Raw genomic sequence first — 17,238 nt, forward strand, 5'->3', positions numbered from 1 at the left:
AAATGGCTGAAGATTTGGCAAATTGAGCAACGGGGACTGTCCTCTCAATCAGCCGTCGCTTGAGTTAAATCATCGAAGCGTACTTCAGCGCTGGGCCTTCGGTCTCAATGGTTTCCAGCGCCCTCGATTAACGAAGCGTCTTGGGTGCCAGTCAATAGGAGCTTGTAGTGATGATAGATATTGTGGCGGACAAGGCTGTTGAGAATCCGCTGGCGTTCATTGGGATCATTGTCGCGGCGGTATCACTGCTGGTTGCCATTGGCTCGCTCATACTCACCTGGCGACTGTGGAGTAAAACGAACCGACCCATCCTGACTGCTTGGATTGCGAGTGCAGCCCCAGGCTACGAGGGTACAGCGTTGAATATCGTGTTGGAAAACTCTGGGAATCGTCCTGCTAAAGACATCAGGCTGGTTGCTACCGAAAAGTACGTTTTAGCAGCTCTGAACCATCTGGACGAAACTGAGATTCCGGGGGATGCGCGGCATTGTTTTTTTAGTAGTAAACAGATATCGGTGATGGCTAACGGCAAGCGGATGACAAACGCTTTTGGATACCTTGGTGATAAATCAGGAGCCTGGAAGAGCGGAGCTGTTATTCCGTTGGCCATTGAGTACAAGGGACTACAGAACGAACGTTATAGAGCCAAGATGAGCCTGATCCTGGTCGACGACAATGGGTTTGCCCAGAGCTCATGGGGCACGTCCACCGACCTGTAGCCTGTTAAGTAACCTTCATCCATGAACGTCCCACGCTTGTTCAATCTAGTCCAGCGAGAAGAAGATATTGCAATTGGGCGCCAACCCTCTGTGGCAGCGCACGCCTCAGCTTTCGGCGTAGCTCTATTCATGTGGGTGAGTTTCCATTGGTATGAATAGGTACTTATATGGATAAGTCGTCGCGACTCAGCGGAATTTTTACTAGAAAAGGTAGCTCCCATACATGAATCAGCCCATCACTAATGTCGCTACAGTATCTATAGCACTTATTGCGGTGATTTTTTCAGCGAGCCAGCTGTACCTTCAGCGCGTCCAAAATCACGTGTCGGTCGAGCCGAGGCTCAACGCCTATTACACCAATGAAGCCAAACTTGATAATGAGGGTATCCATGTAATTAACAATGGTCTGGGGCCTGCCTTTGTAGAAAGCCTCGATGTAATGGTGGATGGTAAAAAAATTGAAGGCGCTAGAAAATTTTCTGAAGCTGGCAGATTGTTGGGACTCAATACAGATTGTTTATCAACGGGCGAGCCTCGCCCTAACGATAGCTTTAAAACCGGTGAGGAAATATTACTGCTTGGCGTCCCGAAAGCCGGGGATGCACTCAAGTGTGCCAAAACGAGGTTGGATCTATTTTTCATGAAACCAGGCGTTTTGGATTTCATTATCACGGTCAAGTCGATCTACGGTGACAGATTCACTTATCAACTTTCGAAAAACGTTCAAGTGGGCCTGTAAGCGTTAGTGGGGATGATTCGTGCGGGCGCCTATGGTTTGCGCCAAGGCGCCGGCATGCACGGCACGGAATGTTCGACACTGGGAGTGTGAAATCTTGAAAACGCACGAAGAACTGCTATAAGCCAAGCTGGAAGCACTAGTCTGCCGTTTCAGGGTGGTTATTGAACAGGTGGTAGCCGTCAAGGGCGTTCCCTCGCACATCCAAGACTTCCAACGCGGATGCTGCGGAATCGTCTCGGAGCTTATGGGTAATTACTTGAACACGCTAGGCATTGGGGATTTTCCCTATGTCTGGTCGACGAAGGACGGTGTTTCACAAGCCTGGTTTGAGCTTGATGGACTGATCATCGACATCACCGGTGACCAATTTCTTGGTCGTCGACGCGTCTACGTTGCCAAGCCCGACGCTTGGTATTACGAGTGGGAGGCACACACAAACAAGGTCTGCAATCCATGAGCCTGATGCGTTCGGCTACGGCAATGAGCTGAGTTTTCTCGACCAGGTCATAGAAAAGCTCAACAATCCTGAAGCGCCATCTTGGTCTAACGCCGTCCCTCGGACATTATGAGTTGAGTTCTCCTCCTTCTAAACGGTGACCGTATAAGCGAAATGCCTGAAGCTTTCATCGAGGATAAACGACCGTTTATGTCTGCACGCACGCAAACCTTTATGCACTGTGAGGAAGATTACTCTCAGGACTTCTGAGCCCTATAGGTTGGTATTGAGATGGCTAAACAGTCTTTAGCTGCCATCCAACTCAGTCTGCCTCTACACACGGCTACTTTGGAAGCAACGGAATGATGCAGGCAGCCGCCCCGGCCGCAATCAGTAACCGTTCCAAGAGCTTAATCCCCCCGTTGTACTTGCGAGTGCGAACGTCCCTGTAGATAAGCCACAGGCGCCATGCGTACTCGCTGAATGTCTGTTGGTGATGGGCGCTTGTGATGGACAAGTATTTGAAGAATTTAGAGAAGAGTTTCCTGATTTCCTTATCGGTGATCTTGGCTGGGCTCTTGTACATCCCCAGAACGATATTATCTTCGTTCATTTTCAGGTTGTCAGAGCCGTAAGGGGCCATGAATACCGTGACCAGGCCAGACGGTGCTTGGTTAAACCATAGCGCAGCGCCACTTTCAAACAGTGGTTTCGCTTTCCCCTTCCTTTCCTCAGCCTTAGTCTCGACGCCCCATAGCCCGAGCTGCCTTGTACCGCAGGAGAGCTGTAATTGACCCAGAATCTGATCCCCTTGGAATTTGCGGAGAGCCTCGGGAACCACCGGGTGAAGGTATAGCGAGCCGTAGTGGCCGGCCAGAGGTAAATGCTCGACCTCAGCAAAGACGGCGCGCACGCGATCGACCATCGCAGGCCATAGTTTTCTCCGCTCGACGGATGCTTGATCGTAAGCGGATGGCGAACACACCTACCGAACTCCAGTATTTAGGGCGATGGTGTCCGCGTATTTTAAGCGGACGCGATCACCCTTATCGCCAGGATTTCCATGCGCCAACGCAGCTCTTACCCCAAACCATTTAAAGCCCAGGTCGTCCAGGAATGCTTGCAACCTGGAGCGACGATTTCCAGCGTAGCCATCCATCACGGCATCAACGCCAACGTGATCCGCAAGTGGCTACCGATTTACCGGGATCAATCACCCGCAACTCTGCCGGCCTTCATCCCCGTACAAGCTGCACCCAAGCGCGCAACAGAAGAGACGGTGATCATCTCACTGGTTCTGGGCGATAAATCCGTCACCGTAAAATGGCCAGCCTCAGATCCGGACGGCTGCGCGTGTTTTATCCGTGGCCTGGCCCAATGATTCGTATCGACTCCATCTGGCTCGCCACCCAGCCCATGGACATGCGGGCCGGCACTGACACTGCACTGGCCCGGGTGGTTGCCGTGTTCGGTGCGGCGAAGCCGCACTGCGCCTACCTCTTTGCCAACCGCCGGGCCAACCGCATAAAGGTGCTGGTGCATGACGGCGTTGGTATTTGGCTAGCGGCGCGACGTTTGAATCAGGGCAAGTTTCATTGGCCGGGCATCCATCTTGGCGCGGAGGTCGAACTCGACCCCGAACAACTCCAGGCGCTGGTACTTGGATTGCCTTGGCAGCGAGTAGGTGCAGGCGGCGCAATTACATTGCTCTAATACCTGGCTTATAGCTGTGACCGGAGGACTGCTTTGGTAAAATCCACGGCATGACTTCTTTGCCCGATCTCGATCAAATGCCCCCTGAACAACTGCGCGCGCTGGCTGCGCAGCTGATGTCCAAGGTCGACACCATGGGCAGAAAGATCCATCGTGATGAGACGATCATCGAGCAGCTCACCCACGAAATCGCCATTCTCAAGCGACACAAGTTTGCTAAGCGCAGCGAGCAGATCAGCCCGGCGCAAGGCAGCTTGCTCGATGACCTGCTTAATACCGACCTCGAAGCCATCGAGGCCGACTTAAAAGCACTTCATCCCGCACCCGCGCAGATAGAACCACGCCAGCAACCCAAGCGTGCGCCGTTGCCGCCGCAGTTCCCGCGCACTGTGATCCATCACGAGCCGGACAACACTCAGTGCGCTTGCGGCTGTCAGCTTCAGCGCATCGGTGAAGACGTCAGCGAGAAGCTGGACTACACGCCGGGCGTGTTCACCGTCGAACAGCACGTTCGTGGGAAATGGGCCTGCCGGCAGTGCGAAACACTGACCCAGGCCCCGGTGCCGCCGCAGGTGATCGACAAGGGCATCCCCACTGCCGGCCTGCTGGCGCAAGTGATGGTGGCCAAATTCGCCGACCACCTGCCGCTCTATCGACAGGAAAAGATCTTCGGCCGTGCCGGCCTTGCCATCCCGCGCTCGGATGAAACACCGGTACAAATGCTGGCTCCAGGAGAGAAGAAAACCCACCGCGCTTACGTCTGGGCCTATAGCAGCACGCCATTCTCGGCACTCAAGGCCGTGGTCTACGACTTCAGCCCCAGCCGTGCCGGCGAACATGCGCGTAACTTCCTGGGCACGTGGAGCGGCAAGCTGGTCTGTGACGACTTTGCCGGCTACAAGGCAAGCTTCGAGCTGGGCATCACCGAAATCGGCTGCATGGCCCACGCGCGCCGCAAGTTCTTCGACCTGCACGTCGCGAATAAAAGCCAGTTGGCTGAGCAGGCGCTTCACTCGATTGGCGGGCTGTACGAAGTCGAGCGACACGCTAAGGAAATGAGCGACGAAGACCGTTGGCGATTACGCCAGGAAACGGCGGTGCCCATCGCTGAAAAACTGCATGAGTGGATGCTGGCCCAACGCGAACTTGTGCCCGAGGGCTCTGCTACGGCCAAGGCCCTGGATTACAGCCTTAAACGCTGGGTAGCGCTGACGCGCTACCTGGACGATGGTGCTGTGCCCATCGACAACAACCAGATCGAGAACTTGATCCGGCCGTGGGCGCTTGGGCGGTCGAACTGGTTGTTTGCTGGGTCGCTGCGCAGCGGCAAACGGGCGGCGGCGATCATGAGCCTGATCCAGTCGGCACGTATGAACGGGCATGACCCGTATGCTTATCTCAAGGATGTGCTGACGCAGCTGCCGACGCAGCGGGCCAGCGAGATCGAGCGACTGCTACCACATAGCTGGGCGCCTGCTTAGCTACAGGTAAAGCTTTGCTGGTTTCAGCCGAAACATTCCGAACGGAGAAAAAACTGGCTACGGCAGGCTACTACTGAACCATCCTGGGCTCTATCAGACGTCGACTTCATAGAACGTTCGCCTTGGATAGCTTTAAACAACATCTTCAAGCCCTGAGGCCTGCCATGCTTAGAAATGCTCCTTTGAGTACAAAGCTACTGCTTATTTTGATGTTTCCCCTGTTGGGCTTTCTGGTCTTCGCCGGGATTTTTGTAGCTGACAAACGAGAGACACTGAGCGAGATGAACCGAGCGGTCACCGCTACCGGCACCGCGCAGAAACTCAGTGACGTAGTAACCACTATCCAGCGTGAGCGCGGCGCAAGCGGCGTGTTTCTGGGCAGCGGTGGTAAGACGATGCAGGACAAGTTGAAAGTCTTACGCCAAGAAACCGACCGTGCGGTGAGCGCGATGCATGCGCAATCGACCGAGGGTCTTATCGCGCCTGACAAGATGCTGCGCGCAATTGATGGTTTGGCCGGACTGCGTCAGCAGGTGGACACGCTCGCAATCAATAACGGCGAGTCCGGCACCCGATTCACCGATCTTATCAAAAATTTGATCGGCTTCTCTTACTCACTGGAAACCAGCATTGAGGATCCGGAAATCCTGCGTGGGCTGAGTTCACTCAATCAGTTCGTAGACATGAAAGAGCGCTCTGGTCGAGAGCGTGTACTGCTTGGCCTGGCATTCAACCAAAACCGTTTTGATGCGCCGCTGTTGTCACGTTTCAGCCGCAACATGGGCGAGTTCTCCGGCTATTTCGAGGCCTTTCAACGCTGGGCTCCTGCCGTGTTCAAAAATAAGCTGGATGCGGTTCTACAACAGCCCGCATCCGTCGATGTAGCTCGCCTGCAAAAACTCGGATTTGATACGCCTCTAGGCGATCCGCTTAATATCAAACCCGAAGACTGGTTCAACCTTTCCACCAGCCGTATCGACATGATGGCTCAGGTCGAGGCTGAACTGGGCCAGACGGTCGTGAGCCTAGCCAATGTCGCGCGTACCGATGCCCAGCGCAGTCTGTATGTCGCAATAGCCACCGTCATTCTGATGTTGATTGCGGTGCTGTGGCTCGCTTCGGTGATTATTCGCAATATCAAAATCGCTGTGGTCGACGTGAACCGCACCCTTATTTCGCTATCCACGCGTGACCTAACTGCCAGAACCAGTTACACCGGCAGAGACGAGTTTGGCGAGATCTCGCGTAACCTGGATAACATGGCAATACAGATCGGTGAAGTGATCCGTGAGATCGGGAGTGCCACGGCGCAGGTCGCGACCGCCGCCGAGCAGTCTTCGGCTGTGGCCCTGCAAACTAGCAATAACGTCGTCCAGCAGCGTCAAGGCACCGATCAGGTGGTCACTGCCATCAGCGAGATGAGCGCCACGGTCAAAGACGTGGCGCGCAGCACTACCGACGCCGCAGAGATGTCGCAGCGCGTTAATGCCAGCACTATGCAGGGCAAGGCTGAAATCGAGAACACCATCAGCTTGATCAAAGGGCTTGAGGTTCAGGCCGAACAAACATCCCGAATCATTGAGGAGCTCAAGGGTGAAAGCTATTCCATCTCCTCGGTTTTGGATGTGATTCGTGGTGTAGCAGAGCAAACCAATCTGCTAGCTTTGAACGCTGCCATTGAGGCTGCCCGTGCCGGTGAGCAGGGTCGTGGATTTGCCGTGGTCGCCGATGAGGTGCGGAATCTGGCCAAAAAGACTCAGGATTCCACCGTCAGTATCCAGAAGATGATCGCCAATCTGCAATCCGGCTCCGACCGTGCCGCCACTTCCATGCAGGAAACTCTAGGGAAGGCTCAAGAAGGCGCGAGCAACGTAGTGCGCGCAGGGGAGTTGCTAGAAGAAATAGCCGAGGGCATCGCGACCATCAGCGACAGCAACATACAGGTCGCCTCGGCGGCAGAACAACAGAGTCAGGTTGCCGAGGAGATCCACCGCAACGTAAACGACATCAACACTCTGGTTATCCAGGTCAGCGCCGGTGCTGAACAAACCGCCGTCACCAGCCGCGAGTTAGCCCGCTTGGCCGAGCAACAGCAGGGGCTGGTGGGACGGTTCAAGGTGAACTGAGTTACAAGTTTTTTTACCGGATGCTCAAATGCCCGAGAGAATGACTTTCGGGTATTTGAGGATTGGTAGGTGAGAGGGTGACGCGCCTATAAGGGCTACTTTGCTCAACGCGATAAACGAGGCTTTTCATGACGCCGGATGAGGTCAGGCCATGGATTATCAGCCGTCCTACGGCTTTCTGAAGGACTGCTTATACCGTTCTGAGTCATACAAGGTGACTTTGGCAGACGCTTACGCTTGATCGTCTTTCATCAAACGCACAGCGTGCTTCTTGAACGCCTTCATAACCCCTCCAAATCAGCAGGCGAGCATGCTGAGCGAAAGGGTTTTTGGCAATACCTATAGCTTTTAGAGTGAGGCCCGTAAGCGCTTGCGAATAATCAGAGAGGCCTGCTCGAACCGTTAAATAAAACGGCAGGAGTAGTAGAAAGTAATGTCATTGGAGCGGGTTGCCATTACCCTCGGTCATTAGGTTTCGCTGCAAAAGTGATGGCGACCTAAAACTCGTACTTCTCTTTACGTTGAATGAAAGCGGCTCGGCCACCCTCAAGTATCTTCGCTACCTGGTCTCGGATCGCGGGGACATCAATCGACCCTTGAGCTTCCAAGGTCAGAGATCCCCGCTTTTCTTCTGCAGTGAAAACCCCGATCCATTCGGCATCACCGAAGACAGGGATGTTCGCGTTGTGGGTAGCGAACAAGAACTGCCTGGAAGTCTTCGCATCCCTCAATTCAGCGACGATCCTCTCCGCAATGAATGCGTTGTCCAGGTTGTCTTCGGGCTGATCCATGAGCAGCGGGTCTGGATTGTCGAGCAACAACATATGAAGGATCGCCGTGCATTGCTGTCCCGTGGATAGCTTGCTCAACGGCCTGAATGCCGGCTCGGCGTCGCCATGAGCGACGTTCAGGGAAATATCGACTCTGTGGGCCAATTCCAGTGCTTCGAGCTCCATGATTTGAGATGGCTGCAGTTTGGCAAGAGCATCGGCCACAATCTGCGGTGTGCCCCAGTCGAGGTAGATGACGCCAGCGCCTTCTCTAATGGATTTAACCAACGACATGGGTGTGATCGATTCAGCTGCGCCAATCCAGCCAAGGCGCTTTTCGCCGATGTTGTCGAGCTTGCAGCCCAGTAGGAATTGCACGATAGGGGATCTGTCCGCATCAGGAACGATCTCAATTTTGAGCTTGCCCTGAAGTCGCTTGCTCATTTTCTTCGCGGCCTTCACCAATGCGCCAATGCGCTCAGCCCGCAGATCAGAGAGCTCAGCCAACACATTTCGACGCTCCTGTTCGTGCTGCTCAAGCTGCGTTTGGTGGGTTGGTAGCTTGGACTTCAGTGGCTTGATGCGCTCAATGTCCTCTTGCACCCGCTGGTATGCCGCACCGATGGCTTGGCCTGTTTTGCCGGCGGCGTCGGGGAGGGCACGTAGCTCTTTCTCAAGCTCCGCGTCATGCTGTTTGATCTGCTGCTCCCAGGCGTCATGCTGAGTATTGAACACCTGCACCGCTGCGTCCACGAGCGTCTGCATCGCCTTAAGGTGAACTGCGCAGTCCGCTGTGAGCTTTTCCAACGTACCCCTCATGGCGATCAGAGCATCGATGTCGGGCACGCCCTCAAGCATCTCGTCACTGATAAACGAAAGGTCAGAGAAGTGCTCGCTGAACGTCGGTACTGCGGTTTGAACGCTGCCAATCGCCTCTTTGGCGCTCTTGGCTAACTCACGTTCGCGGGCGAGCAAAGAGTTCTTGGCCAGCTTTTCTTTTACGCCCAGATCATCGAACCCGCTCAACTGTTCTTCCAGGTTGGGTAGGCGATTGACCTGTGTGTTCAGATCGTCGATGTCCCCGAGTGTTTCAGAAATGCTCTGCTGATTTGCCTTCAACCGACGCTGGGCGTCAGCTCGCTTGAAATTGTAATCACCTTCCTCTGGCAGGAATCGTTCGAGTAGTTGTATGCGGCTGGATTCGTCTTGGGCGAGTTCATAGATCTCGTTTTGACCATAGATGTCGATCCCTGGCATCACATCGCTAGGCGTCATGGTCGAAACAGCTCCGTGCTCGTCTCGAACCACTGGAGGCTCGCCGTAGCGGCGGCTGATGCTGTACCTCCGGCCGTTCTGTGAAGACGAAACCAATGTCAGTTCTACGCGGCCACCTTCCAGACCTAGGTTTTCCTTCATGATATCGCTGTGCAGCTTCTGCGCCTGTTTTCCTTTGGGCTTGCAATCGAGAGCGAAGCGCACACATTCGATAAGGGTTGATTTGCCCGTGCCCCGGCCTCCAATGACCGTGTTTAGATGGTCAGAGAAACTGACATGCACTCCGTCAAGGTAGCCGCCGGCCACGCTCATGCTGATCAACCGGCCGATTGGGCTTTTTGCCTCAGTGGAGTTCAGGCGTATGCGTGACTCGGGATCGAGAAATGCGACCCTGAAAGCCGCAAAGGTCGGGCGAGTCATCTTGATGAGGCACGTTGCGTTGGGCTTCTCAAGGTCTTCAGGCTTGGCGACATCTTTTGCGTTGATGACTGCGATGGGCTTGTCTCTTCGATACGCGTCATCTCTGCCCAGAAGCACACGACGGTAGAAGTCGCTCTCTTCACCGGCCAGATCTTCAACGGAGAAGGGGATCTGGGCCGCCCTGAGCGTAGGATGCTTCCAGACGTGGCTCAGGCGGTTTTTTAACAGCCCACTGTCGTGTGTGCAGTGGGCGGCGTAGATAAATCCCCCCATCTGCTCGATCTTGTCGATCAGTTTGATAGAGCTTAACTGCGACGGTAGAATACGCTCTTGAGGATCCAGCAGCTCAAGGTTTCCCAGGTAGCGCTCAAGTGACTGCACCGAGGTGTCTTCAGGAAACAGGCAGACGAAGTGAGTCTTGTCACTCGCGGCAATTTCAAAGCCTGGAAACACCACGATCCCGTGCGGGGTCAATGCCTGACGCAATGCATCCACCGCCGCGACACTTCCATGGTCTGCGATCCCGACTACCTTGATGTCGAGTTCCTGGCACTTCTGGAGGAGCGCTTGGTTGTAGTTGGCTTCGTCCAGCTGGTGATCGGTGCCTCGATACGCACCATGGTATGAAAACGGATTGACCTGAAGGGCGCAGCGCCAGAACTGGGCGTAGGTGAAACGATCGTCCATGATGGTTCCTTATGTAGCAGGCCGAGTGGGCAAAGGGGATGAGGCGTTATTACTAATGCTGACTCTACAGGTGGAAATTGAGCTGGAGTAGATCTTTCTGGGGCGATGATCAGTCAGCTCAAGCATCTCTTTGTCGAGCGTGCCTGTTCATAGTCTGGCGGCTTATCTCAAGACGTTTGGCGGCCTCTGCTCGTGTCAGCCCTATGCCATTGGGTATCCAGCAGGGGTATCTGCTCAACAGCCAGGTTTTATCAACTATGGCTTGCTCATGGAAGGGCAGAGAGTAATTGCGTCGAGCAGATTACTCACTTATCTCGACTTAAGCTCCAATCTGGCATGTAAGCCCGGAGTCAGCGCCGCAAACAGCGTGGTATGCGGCCAAGATTACAGGGTAGTGCTGCTCGCGGGTAGGCGAGCAATTAAGCTGCAAACCACCTCATGGCTTGATCATCGCAAACGACCATGACTTCAGTGCCAATGCCGCTGAACCGTCGACCTCGGAACCCCCAGATCCCTCGCTACCTCCACCTGGGTTAATCCCTGAGACTTCCGTTCCTGAACATGAGCTCGTATAACAGCTGCGCGCGCGGAGGTAGGGTGAGGGCTATCAGTACTCTGCGCGGATGCCGGCGCCACGGTGTCGATAAGTCCGAGACTCTCCAAGTCGTCAATTGCCTGCACAAGCACTGCTCTTGGCGTAATGCCCTGATCAGAGGCCGAAGCGGCAGCCAGCAGTGCGGAAGGTGACAGTCCGAGCGCCAGGGCTAGGTCTCCAGCTACCTTAACTGTTGGAGATGTTTTGCCTGCTTCGAGTTGACTGACGTGGGACGCAGCCACAGTTGTGCTGACATCTTTCTGGGTCAGTCCCTTGGTCACCCGAATCCACCTCAGCGCTGCGGCGAAGCCATCCTGAATTGACATTCAGCTATTCCAAAAGCTGACGGTATGCCGCGATTGCCCATGATCGAACAAATCTATATATTGATCTAATCGGGCGTTTAGCCATCATAATCATGGGCCTGTTGCAGCCCTTGAAAGTGGAGCGGTCTTCGGTGAAAGGCTTTCAGCGCGTCCTCATCAGTGACGTGAAAGGCCTGGAACGTCACCCATCAAATTCATTGCTTGAGCAAATAGGCATTAAGGAGAAGGCCAGATGTCGGATCTCAAAAAAATCACAGTCACCGTCAAAAACTATGAACTTCAAGGATCTGAAAAATCCGGTTTCCTCTATAGGAAAGTCAGGTTGTTGGATGAGTCTGGCAAAATTTTTTACTATAAAAACTTGGTTATCCCCAAATACCTGGATCGCAAAGGCGCGCTCGCCAGTGATGTGCTTCGAACGTGGTACATCAAACACATCAGCAAATCTGCTGTTGTGATTGTTGCTTTTGAAACCAAAAGCGGAGTGATTGAATACGATCTTGATGAGGTTCGCGACCTTGCCAGGTCGGGCTTATTCATGGGCATCGTTTACGGCATCGGGTGCATACCGGCAGGGATAATTGCTGCGACTGCGACTTTTGGGATAGGTCTGGTGATTATTCCGTTTGGTCTCTATGCGGCTTACCGAAATATTTTCAAAATTCCGGCGAGTCTTAGCCGCAGACGCCTGCTGCAAGACTTTTCACTTCAAGGAATTCGAGTGGGTGAGGGCTGGGCGCGATAGGGTAAGTCGCCTGACTGTCGTTCATCTGAGGGCCGTAGCCGGAACGACACCGCCACCTTTACGCTTTGATGGTCGAGACCGCACTGACCGTCATGCTGTCTCCCGGTACAAGCTGGCGAAACAGCTTCAGAGCCATAGTTGCACCAGCCTGCACCGAGAAATACTTGCAGGCTGGCTGTTTAAGCAAAATCTAGCTCACGAAGGTTTCCAACGATCTACCTCGCAGCTCGGCCCTGTAGCGGTGGGGATTGAGATCAACTCTATCAACGAGCCCCATGGCGCTCGGACATAATGCATAGAATTGCCTGTTCCTTTTTCGATACCAAAAAGTGCGTTCGGCCCGCGAAGCGGAGTGCCTCCTGCAGCCGAGACACGATGGAGCACCTGGGCAAGATCATCACAGTAAACGGCGAAGTGCTGAAGCCCCATAGAGCCTATTCCCTCGACGCCCGGTGCCGCACCTTCGATCTCAAACAGCTCGATATTGGCACCGTCACCGAGACGAATCATGCGAGTCGCCACGATTCTTTGCTCTTCTTTCAGCGCTACCGTTGCGGCAAGTTCTTCGGGGGGGCGACGCGGTTGGCCATCGACCACTGTGTCGTAGACGACAGCTGCATCGAAGGCCGCGTGAAAGAACCGGGTTGCTGCCTCAATGTCTGGAACCGTGATGCCTATATGATCTATGCCACGTACATTGCTAGACATTGCGCATTCCGCCCTATGGTCGATCCAGGAAGGAGTTGATCAAAGGGTTCAACGCTGGAGCGCACTCCTCTGGAACCCAATGGCCGCAATCTGGCAACACGTGCGATTCAACATTAGTGGCGTAGCGGCGGATGTTCTCAGGCTGCTGAGCACCGAACCCGCCGTTACCCCCACCGCCAACCGCGAGTACAGGCATTGTTAACTTAGTAGCCACCAGCTTCTCGTTCTGCTTAATCGATTGGGGAAGCGCACGATAATATTCAAATGCGTGGTGGAAAGTCTGGGGCTTAGAGTATGACCGCACATAACCGTCTAACAGTTCATCAGTGAACACCGCTTGGTTGCTGGCATGGTGACGAATGAAATGCGTCAGGAACTGCCGCTCGTTTCCTTTGACCATTGCGTCGGCCAACTGACCCGAGGCTGCGAAGAAACTGTGGTGCCATCCAGGTGCCTCTCCGGTAGCGACAAAGGCTGGCAGCGAATAGAGCGTGTCGTCAGGAATGGTCGCTTCGATGAACGCAGCCTTCACGATGTCCCCTGGATGGCGGGCAACCATTGGATAGCTGTTCCAGATACCAATATCGTGTGCAACAAGATAGAAGGGCTTGTCCGCACTGATCCGCTTGGCAAGCTTGTGCAGATACTCCGAAACATCCACTCCGGTGTAAGTCGTTTTCGGCGGCGCTGACAGGCCAAGACCTGGCAGGTCGACTGCTACGACCGTATAGCGTTCTGCGAGTTGCGGCATGAGGCTATTCCACTCATACCATGTCTGGCCGAAGCCGTGGACAAGCAGCACAAGGGGGCCTTTGCCGCCACGTACGAAATGCAACTTCACACCGTCAACAGTCTCATAGGCGCTGGTAAAACCTTCGGGTATCGGAAACTCTGCCTGTTGGGCGCTGACAGCTGGGGGCGGTGCAGGATTGATTTGTGCTGCGTTGGCCTGAGTTACACCCATAGCGAGCGCAGCAACGGCTAGTGCAATTGCGTGGAGCTTCATGTTTTTCACCTAGTGGGACGATAAATGATTGGGCGATCAGCGATCTTGTTGAGCGCGACTACCGGGAGGAAAGGCATAGCGACGTGCTGCCAGTGCTATTACAAAAGCGAGCAGTGCGAGAATGGCGACAGTGGGCGGCAACATGGACGTACCACCTTGCGTAAGGAGCGCCCCGCCAACAGCTCCGCCTGCCGCGATTGCCAGGTTCCACGCAGTGGTTACCATGGCCTGGGCCAAGTCGACGCCATCGCCGGCGGCATCAGCTGACGCTGTCTGCATCATGGCGCCCGCGCCGCCGAAACCCAGGCCCCAGACGATGGCGCCCAGATAGACCGCGATGCTCTGCTCTCCAGCAATACTCAAGAGCACAGCGGTTAATGCGAACGAACCGATTGATGCAAGCACCATCAGGCGGAGCATCCGGTCGACCCAACGCCCGACTACCCATATGCCAACAAGCGAGCTTATTCCGAACGCCAGCAGCACTAGATCGACCCGCGATTGCGAGGCAGTCGAGAACGGCGCGATGTAGGTATAGAGAATGTTGTGGGCAGTCATCCAGGCCAGAATGACAAGAAGGATCGGCAGGATGCCCTTGGTTCTGATGACGCCTATGAGCGAGGGGCGGTTGTCGCCTGTTCGGCCAGGAGCATCTGGAACTTTCACCATGATCCAACCGATCAACGTGACAGCAAGTGCCGATAGAATGAGGAACGATCCACGCCACCCTACCAAGCTCCCCAGGAACGTCCCCAGCGGTACGCCCAACGATAGCGCCAGGGGCACACCTACCATCGCGACCGCCATTGCCGCCCCAGTCTGTTCGGGACGTACGATGCTACGTGCGTATCCCGCAAGTATTCCCCACGCCAACCCTGCCGCACATCCTGCTATGAATCGTGCGATCAGTACGACACCGATTGACTCAGCCATCGCGGTCAACGTGTTGCCGATAACAAAGCAGATGATCGTTGCCAGCAAGACAGGTCTGCGGCGCAAGCCTTGGGTCAGGCTCGTGAGTGGGATTGCCGCCAACAGCGATCCAAGTGCGTATACAGCGACAAGCTGCCCTGCAATAGCTTTAGAGATTTGAAGGCCAGAGGCGATGCTGGGCAACAAACCGGCGGGTAGTGTCTCAGTGACGATGCATAGAAAGCCTGCGGCGGCTAGGCCAGCCAGTGCCGCGATAGGTAGTCCGGAGCTCCTGGCAGGAGCCTCATTGGACAGGCTTTGTGATGGGGAGGGCTGCATGATTTTCCTCGCAATTGGCGTACTGGCTGCCGTGCAGAGCGCTGCTGGTAGCATGGATATTTACGTTAACAACCACTATAGTATTCATAAATCCCAAAGTAAACGGATTATGTAATGTCCATTAACGTAAATAAACGAACCCGTGGGCGACCGCGCCAATTCGTCCTTGAGGACGCCATCCAGGTCGGACAGCATCTGTTCCACGAGCATGGCTATGAGAACGTCAGCGTCGCATCGCTGACCGAAGCGATTGGCATTACTCCGCCGAGCTTCTATACGGCCTTCGGCAGCAAGGGTGCGTTTTTCAACGATGCTTTGAGGCATTACTCCGCGACTGTTGTGCCGCTCGACAGTTTTTTGATCCCGGAAAAAGCACCGCAGACTGCATTGAGGGACATGCTTAGGGCTGCGGCACATGCCTACGCAGTTCATCCGAATCGCCGAGGTTGTTTTATCTTGGAGCATGCGAAGGCCGGAGCCACTGAGTCGGGAATAGCTGCAAAGCAAATCGCAGACGAGAACCGTGCAAAAGTGATGGCGTTTCTCGAAGCATCTGGGATTCCCGCTGCTAGCCACGTCGTAGACTATGTATCCGTGGCCATGCTTGGCATGTCGGCTGCGGCGAAGGAGGGTTGGGATGAAGAAAGGCTGCTCGCAGTTGTGGAGACCGCGGCGGTAGGCCTCGACCAAATAATAGGCAGCGGCAAGGATACACTTTAAGAATCGTCCTGAGACTTCAACGCCCGAGGCTTTAACTCCTCAAATCATGACGGCGGACTCGCTGCCGTCGTCCGGCTATTGCCTGGTTTATCTCTACACCCGCACGCCTTCCTTGCCCCCAACGTATTAGTCTTGCGCGTTTAAACCGATTGCCACGTAGGCGGCAGCAACTGATCGATTTCATTCGCCCGCTACGTCGGCAGGCGTGTGAGACATCTTTAAGGTGTATGGATCATGTCCGTTGATGCGTGCCGACGGGATCGCTGCCGCTCTTTTGCCACTGCGCAGAGACCCGGCAAATAACGAAAGAGGTGGTCGCCATATGCATTGCCTTAGCGACCTGTTTTGTAGTCTCCAGCGTTGCGCTGTTTTTACCCGATTCGAGCTGGCTGATCCGTCCTAGCGTCACACCACCGGATACGTCCTGCTGGAGGAGTGGACGGTGCGCTCTTACGAATTTCATCGCGGTAGCAAACGCCAAACGTAATGACATCATCAGTAGTCCCGCACAAAGGGAATGATATGCCGCGTTTGCCAATGCTCACTCAAATCTATATATTTAATAATGTGGGCATTCAAGGCTGAGCAGTCATCGGCCCCGCCCTAAACGGGGGATCAGTGCGCCTGCTTCGAAGGTGGCACGGCTGCAATAGTAGAGCTAGTAAAACATCAATTATTGGTTAACCCGTACTTAAGCGCGTCGACTGCTCCGGGCACATAATATTCCCGCTCACGGCCAGCTAGTAGGCGCAGTACAAGATTTGGAACCGCTGATGAAGCTTCGTATCTACTCAGACCTGCACATTGAATTTCAGCATTTTGTCCCTCCTGCTCTTGATCCGTGCGTCGATTTGGTGATCTTGGCCGGGGACATTGACAAAAAAAGCCGGGGCATCAAATGGGCCAATGAGACGTTCACCTGTCCGACCTTCTACATCAGCGGCAACCATGAATTTTATGACGGCCACATCGACCGAACTCTTCAGAAAATGAGAGATGCTGCCGCGCCTCATGTGCATGTGCTCGACAATCAGTCCCTCGTAATTGGCAACATTAGGATACTGGGGAGCACGGCGTGGACTGATTTCACCTCTACCGGAGACCAAGTGGCAGCAAGCCGGATGGCCTGGGAACGCATGAACGACTTCAACTACATTCGCATCGACGCTGGATACCGGCGCCTTAGACCGACTGATCTAATAAGCCGAAACCAGATCGCTAAAGCTTGGTTGACCCAAGAGCTTGCGAAGCCTTTTGAGGGCAAAACGATTGTCGTCACCCACCATTCGCCGTCTTCGGCAGTCGTGGGAAGCAAGCATGAGGGGCACCTCAATGCCGCCTACACCAATGACTGGCCGCAATTGATGCAGCAAGCGGATCTGTGGGTCTTTGGCCACACACACGAATATGTCGACGTAGAGCTGGGTGGTTGCCGAATTGTTTCAAATCCGCGCGGTTACCCCGGTGAGTCAACGGGGTTTGATCCTTTCTTCGAAATTGAAATCTGAGGAGTGCGTGTGC

17 protein-coding genes are annotated in these 17,238 nt (G+C 54.5%); 10 read left to right on the plus strand and 7 right to left on the minus strand.

What is annotated here, in order from left to right; all coding sequences use genetic code 11:
* The first annotated feature begins 170 nt into the window (after positions 1 to 170).
* The 3 genes from KDX30_RS11305 (at position 171) to KDX30_RS11315 (ending at position 1,915) form a co-directional block, all read left to right on the plus strand.
* Positions 171 to 719 (plus strand): hypothetical protein, encoded by a 549-nt coding sequence (locus KDX30_RS11305; protein ID WP_231675759.1) that lies wholly within the window; start codon positions 171 to 173, stop codon positions 717 to 719.
* Positions 720 to 942: 223 nt separating this feature from the next.
* A complete protein-coding gene (locus KDX30_RS11310; RefSeq protein WP_231675760.1) occupies positions 943 to 1,458 on the plus strand; it encodes a hypothetical protein in 516 nt (171 codons plus the stop codon).
* Positions 1,459 to 1,702: 244 nt separating this feature from the next.
* Entirely contained in the window at positions 1,703 to 1,915 is a 213-nt protein-coding gene (locus tag KDX30_RS11315; RefSeq protein WP_231675761.1) for a hypothetical protein, read from the plus strand.
* A 322-nt stretch (positions 1,916 to 2,237) separates the two neighbouring features.
* Here KDX30_RS11315 and KDX30_RS11320 read toward each other — a convergent pair whose 3' ends face one another.
* Positions 2,238 to 2,879 carry a hypothetical protein gene (locus KDX30_RS11320; RefSeq protein ID WP_231675762.1) on the minus strand — a complete coding sequence of 214 codons (642 nt, stop codon included), beginning with the start codon at positions 2,877 to 2,879 and terminating at the stop codon, positions 2,238 to 2,240.
* A gap of 78 nt (positions 2,880 to 2,957) precedes the next feature.
* Here KDX30_RS11320 and tnpA point away from each other — a divergent pair, with 78 nt between their 5' ends.
* The 4 genes from tnpA (at position 2,958) to KDX30_RS11340 (ending at position 7,214) form a co-directional block, all read left to right on the plus strand.
* Positions 2,958 to 3,275, plus strand: a complete 318-nt coding sequence (gene tnpA / locus KDX30_RS11325; protein ID WP_015885959.1) for an IS66-like element accessory protein TnpA — start codon at positions 2,958 to 2,960, stop codon at positions 3,273 to 3,275.
* The gene (gene tnpB, locus KDX30_RS11330) at positions 3,248 to 3,607 is read left to right on the plus strand and encodes an IS66 family insertion sequence element accessory protein TnpB (protein WP_183141635.1); all 360 of its coding nucleotides are present in this window, start codon (positions 3,248 to 3,250) and stop codon (positions 3,605 to 3,607) included. The genes tnpA and tnpB overlap by 28 nt, the downstream gene beginning before the upstream one ends.
* Positions 3,608 to 3,657: 50 nt before the next feature.
* Positions 3,658 to 5,088: an IS66 family transposase gene (gene tnpC / locus KDX30_RS11335; protein WP_231675763.1), complete on the plus strand. Its 1,431-nt coding sequence runs from the start codon at positions 3,658 to 3,660 to the stop codon at positions 5,086 to 5,088.
* 209 nt (positions 5,089 to 5,297) lie between these two features.
* Entirely contained in the window at positions 5,298 to 7,214 is a 1,917-nt protein-coding gene (locus KDX30_RS11340; protein ID WP_183141636.1) for a methyl-accepting chemotaxis protein, read from the plus strand.
* 497 nt (positions 7,215 to 7,711) lie between these two features.
* Here the strand turns inward: KDX30_RS11340 and KDX30_RS11345 are convergent, their stop codons facing one another.
* Positions 7,712 to 10,366, minus strand: coding sequence for a TrlF family AAA-like ATPase (locus KDX30_RS11345; protein ID WP_231675764.1), 2,655 nt, complete (start codon positions 10,364 to 10,366; stop codon positions 7,712 to 7,714).
* Between the two features lie 468 nt (positions 10,367 to 10,834).
* Positions 10,835 to 11,287: a helix-turn-helix transcriptional regulator gene (locus KDX30_RS11350; RefSeq protein ID WP_231675765.1), complete on the minus strand. Its 453-nt coding sequence runs from the start codon at positions 11,285 to 11,287 to the stop codon at positions 10,835 to 10,837.
* A gap of 232 nt (positions 11,288 to 11,519) precedes the next feature.
* Between KDX30_RS11350 and KDX30_RS11355 the strand changes: the two genes are divergently transcribed.
* On the plus strand, positions 11,520 to 12,032 hold the full coding sequence (locus KDX30_RS11355; protein WP_231675766.1) for a hypothetical protein: 513 nt from the start codon (positions 11,520 to 11,522) through the stop codon (positions 12,030 to 12,032).
* Between the two features lie 195 nt (positions 12,033 to 12,227).
* On the opposite strand, the gene KDX30_RS11360 is transcribed toward KDX30_RS11355, so the two are convergent.
* The 3 genes from KDX30_RS11360 to KDX30_RS11370 are packed head-to-tail and all read right to left on the minus strand — an operon-like array spanning position 12,228 to position 14,997.
* A complete protein-coding gene (locus KDX30_RS11360; RefSeq protein ID WP_231675767.1) occupies positions 12,228 to 12,740 on the minus strand; it encodes a VOC family protein in 513 nt (170 codons plus the stop codon).
* 13 nt (positions 12,741 to 12,753) lie between these two features.
* Positions 12,754 to 13,746 carry an alpha/beta fold hydrolase gene (locus KDX30_RS11365; protein WP_231675768.1) on the minus strand — a complete coding sequence of 331 codons (993 nt, stop codon included), beginning with the start codon at positions 13,744 to 13,746 and terminating at the stop codon, positions 12,754 to 12,756.
* 36 nt (positions 13,747 to 13,782) lie between these two features.
* Positions 13,783 to 14,997, minus strand: a complete 1,215-nt coding sequence (locus tag KDX30_RS11370; protein WP_231675769.1) for an MFS transporter — start codon at positions 14,995 to 14,997, stop codon at positions 13,783 to 13,785.
* Between the two features lie 114 nt (positions 14,998 to 15,111).
* On the opposite strand from KDX30_RS11370, the gene KDX30_RS11375 reads away from it, so the two are divergent.
* Complete coding sequence (locus KDX30_RS11375; RefSeq protein ID WP_231675770.1) at positions 15,112 to 15,717, plus strand: TetR/AcrR family transcriptional regulator; 606 nt, start codon at positions 15,112 to 15,114, stop codon at positions 15,715 to 15,717.
* A gap of 232 nt (positions 15,718 to 15,949) precedes the next feature.
* On the opposite strand, the gene KDX30_RS11380 is transcribed toward KDX30_RS11375, so the two are convergent.
* Positions 15,950 to 16,213: a helix-turn-helix domain-containing protein gene (locus tag KDX30_RS11380; protein WP_231675771.1), complete on the minus strand. Its 264-nt coding sequence runs from the start codon at positions 16,211 to 16,213 to the stop codon at positions 15,950 to 15,952.
* A gap of 277 nt (positions 16,214 to 16,490) precedes the next feature.
* On the opposite strand from KDX30_RS11380, the gene KDX30_RS11385 reads away from it, so the two are divergent.
* Complete coding sequence (locus tag KDX30_RS11385) at positions 16,491 to 17,225, plus strand: metallophosphoesterase (protein WP_231675772.1); 735 nt, start codon at positions 16,491 to 16,493, stop codon at positions 17,223 to 17,225.
* The last annotated feature ends 13 nt before the right edge of the window (positions 17,226 to 17,238 follow it).

Origin of the sequence: Pseudomonas quasicaspiana (assembly GCF_021147825.1) — a bacterium.
Taxonomy (GTDB): Bacteria; Pseudomonadota; Gammaproteobacteria; order Pseudomonadales; family Pseudomonadaceae; genus Aquipseudomonas; species Aquipseudomonas quasicaspiana.

Coding starts and splice junctions, on each gene's coding strand:
- KDX30_RS11305 (WP_231675759.1), top strand. CDS start 171: ATGATAGATATTGTGGCGGACAAGGCTGTTGAGAATCCGCTGGCGTTC.
- KDX30_RS11310 (WP_231675760.1), top strand. CDS start 943: ATGAATCAGCCCATCACTAATGTCGCTACAGTATCTATAGCACTTATT.
- KDX30_RS11315 (WP_231675761.1), top strand. CDS start 1,703: ATGGGTAATTACTTGAACACGCTAGGCATTGGGGATTTTCCCTATGTC.
- tnpA (WP_015885959.1), top strand. CDS start 2,958: ATGCGCCAACGCAGCTCTTACCCCAAACCATTTAAAGCCCAGGTCGTC.
- tnpC (WP_231675763.1), top strand. CDS start 3,658: ATGACTTCTTTGCCCGATCTCGATCAAATGCCCCCTGAACAACTGCGC.
- KDX30_RS11340 (WP_183141636.1), top strand. CDS start 5,298: ATGTTTCCCCTGTTGGGCTTTCTGGTCTTCGCCGGGATTTTTGTAGCT.
- KDX30_RS11345 (WP_231675764.1), bottom strand. CDS start 10,366: ATGGACGATCGTTTCACCTACGCCCAGTTCTGGCGCTGCGCCCTTCAG.
- KDX30_RS11350 (WP_231675765.1), bottom strand. CDS start 11,287: ATGTCAATTCAGGATGGCTTCGCCGCAGCGCTGAGGTGGATTCGGGTG.
- KDX30_RS11355 (WP_231675766.1), top strand. CDS start 11,520: ATGTCGGATCTCAAAAAAATCACAGTCACCGTCAAAAACTATGAACTT.
- KDX30_RS11360 (WP_231675767.1), bottom strand. CDS start 12,740: ATGTCTAGCAATGTACGTGGCATAGATCATATAGGCATCACGGTTCCA.
- KDX30_RS11365 (WP_231675768.1), bottom strand. CDS start 13,746: ATGAAGCTCCACGCAATTGCACTAGCCGTTGCTGCGCTCGCTATGGGT.
- KDX30_RS11370 (WP_231675769.1), bottom strand. CDS start 14,997: ATGCAGCCCTCCCCATCACAAAGCCTGTCCAATGAGGCTCCTGCCAGG.
- KDX30_RS11375 (WP_231675770.1), top strand. CDS start 15,112: ATGTCCATTAACGTAAATAAACGAACCCGTGGGCGACCGCGCCAATTC.
- KDX30_RS11380 (WP_231675771.1), bottom strand. CDS start 16,213: ATGATGTCATTACGTTTGGCGTTTGCTACCGCGATGAAATTCGTAAGA.
- KDX30_RS11385 (WP_231675772.1), top strand. CDS start 16,491: ATGAAGCTTCGTATCTACTCAGACCTGCACATTGAATTTCAGCATTTT.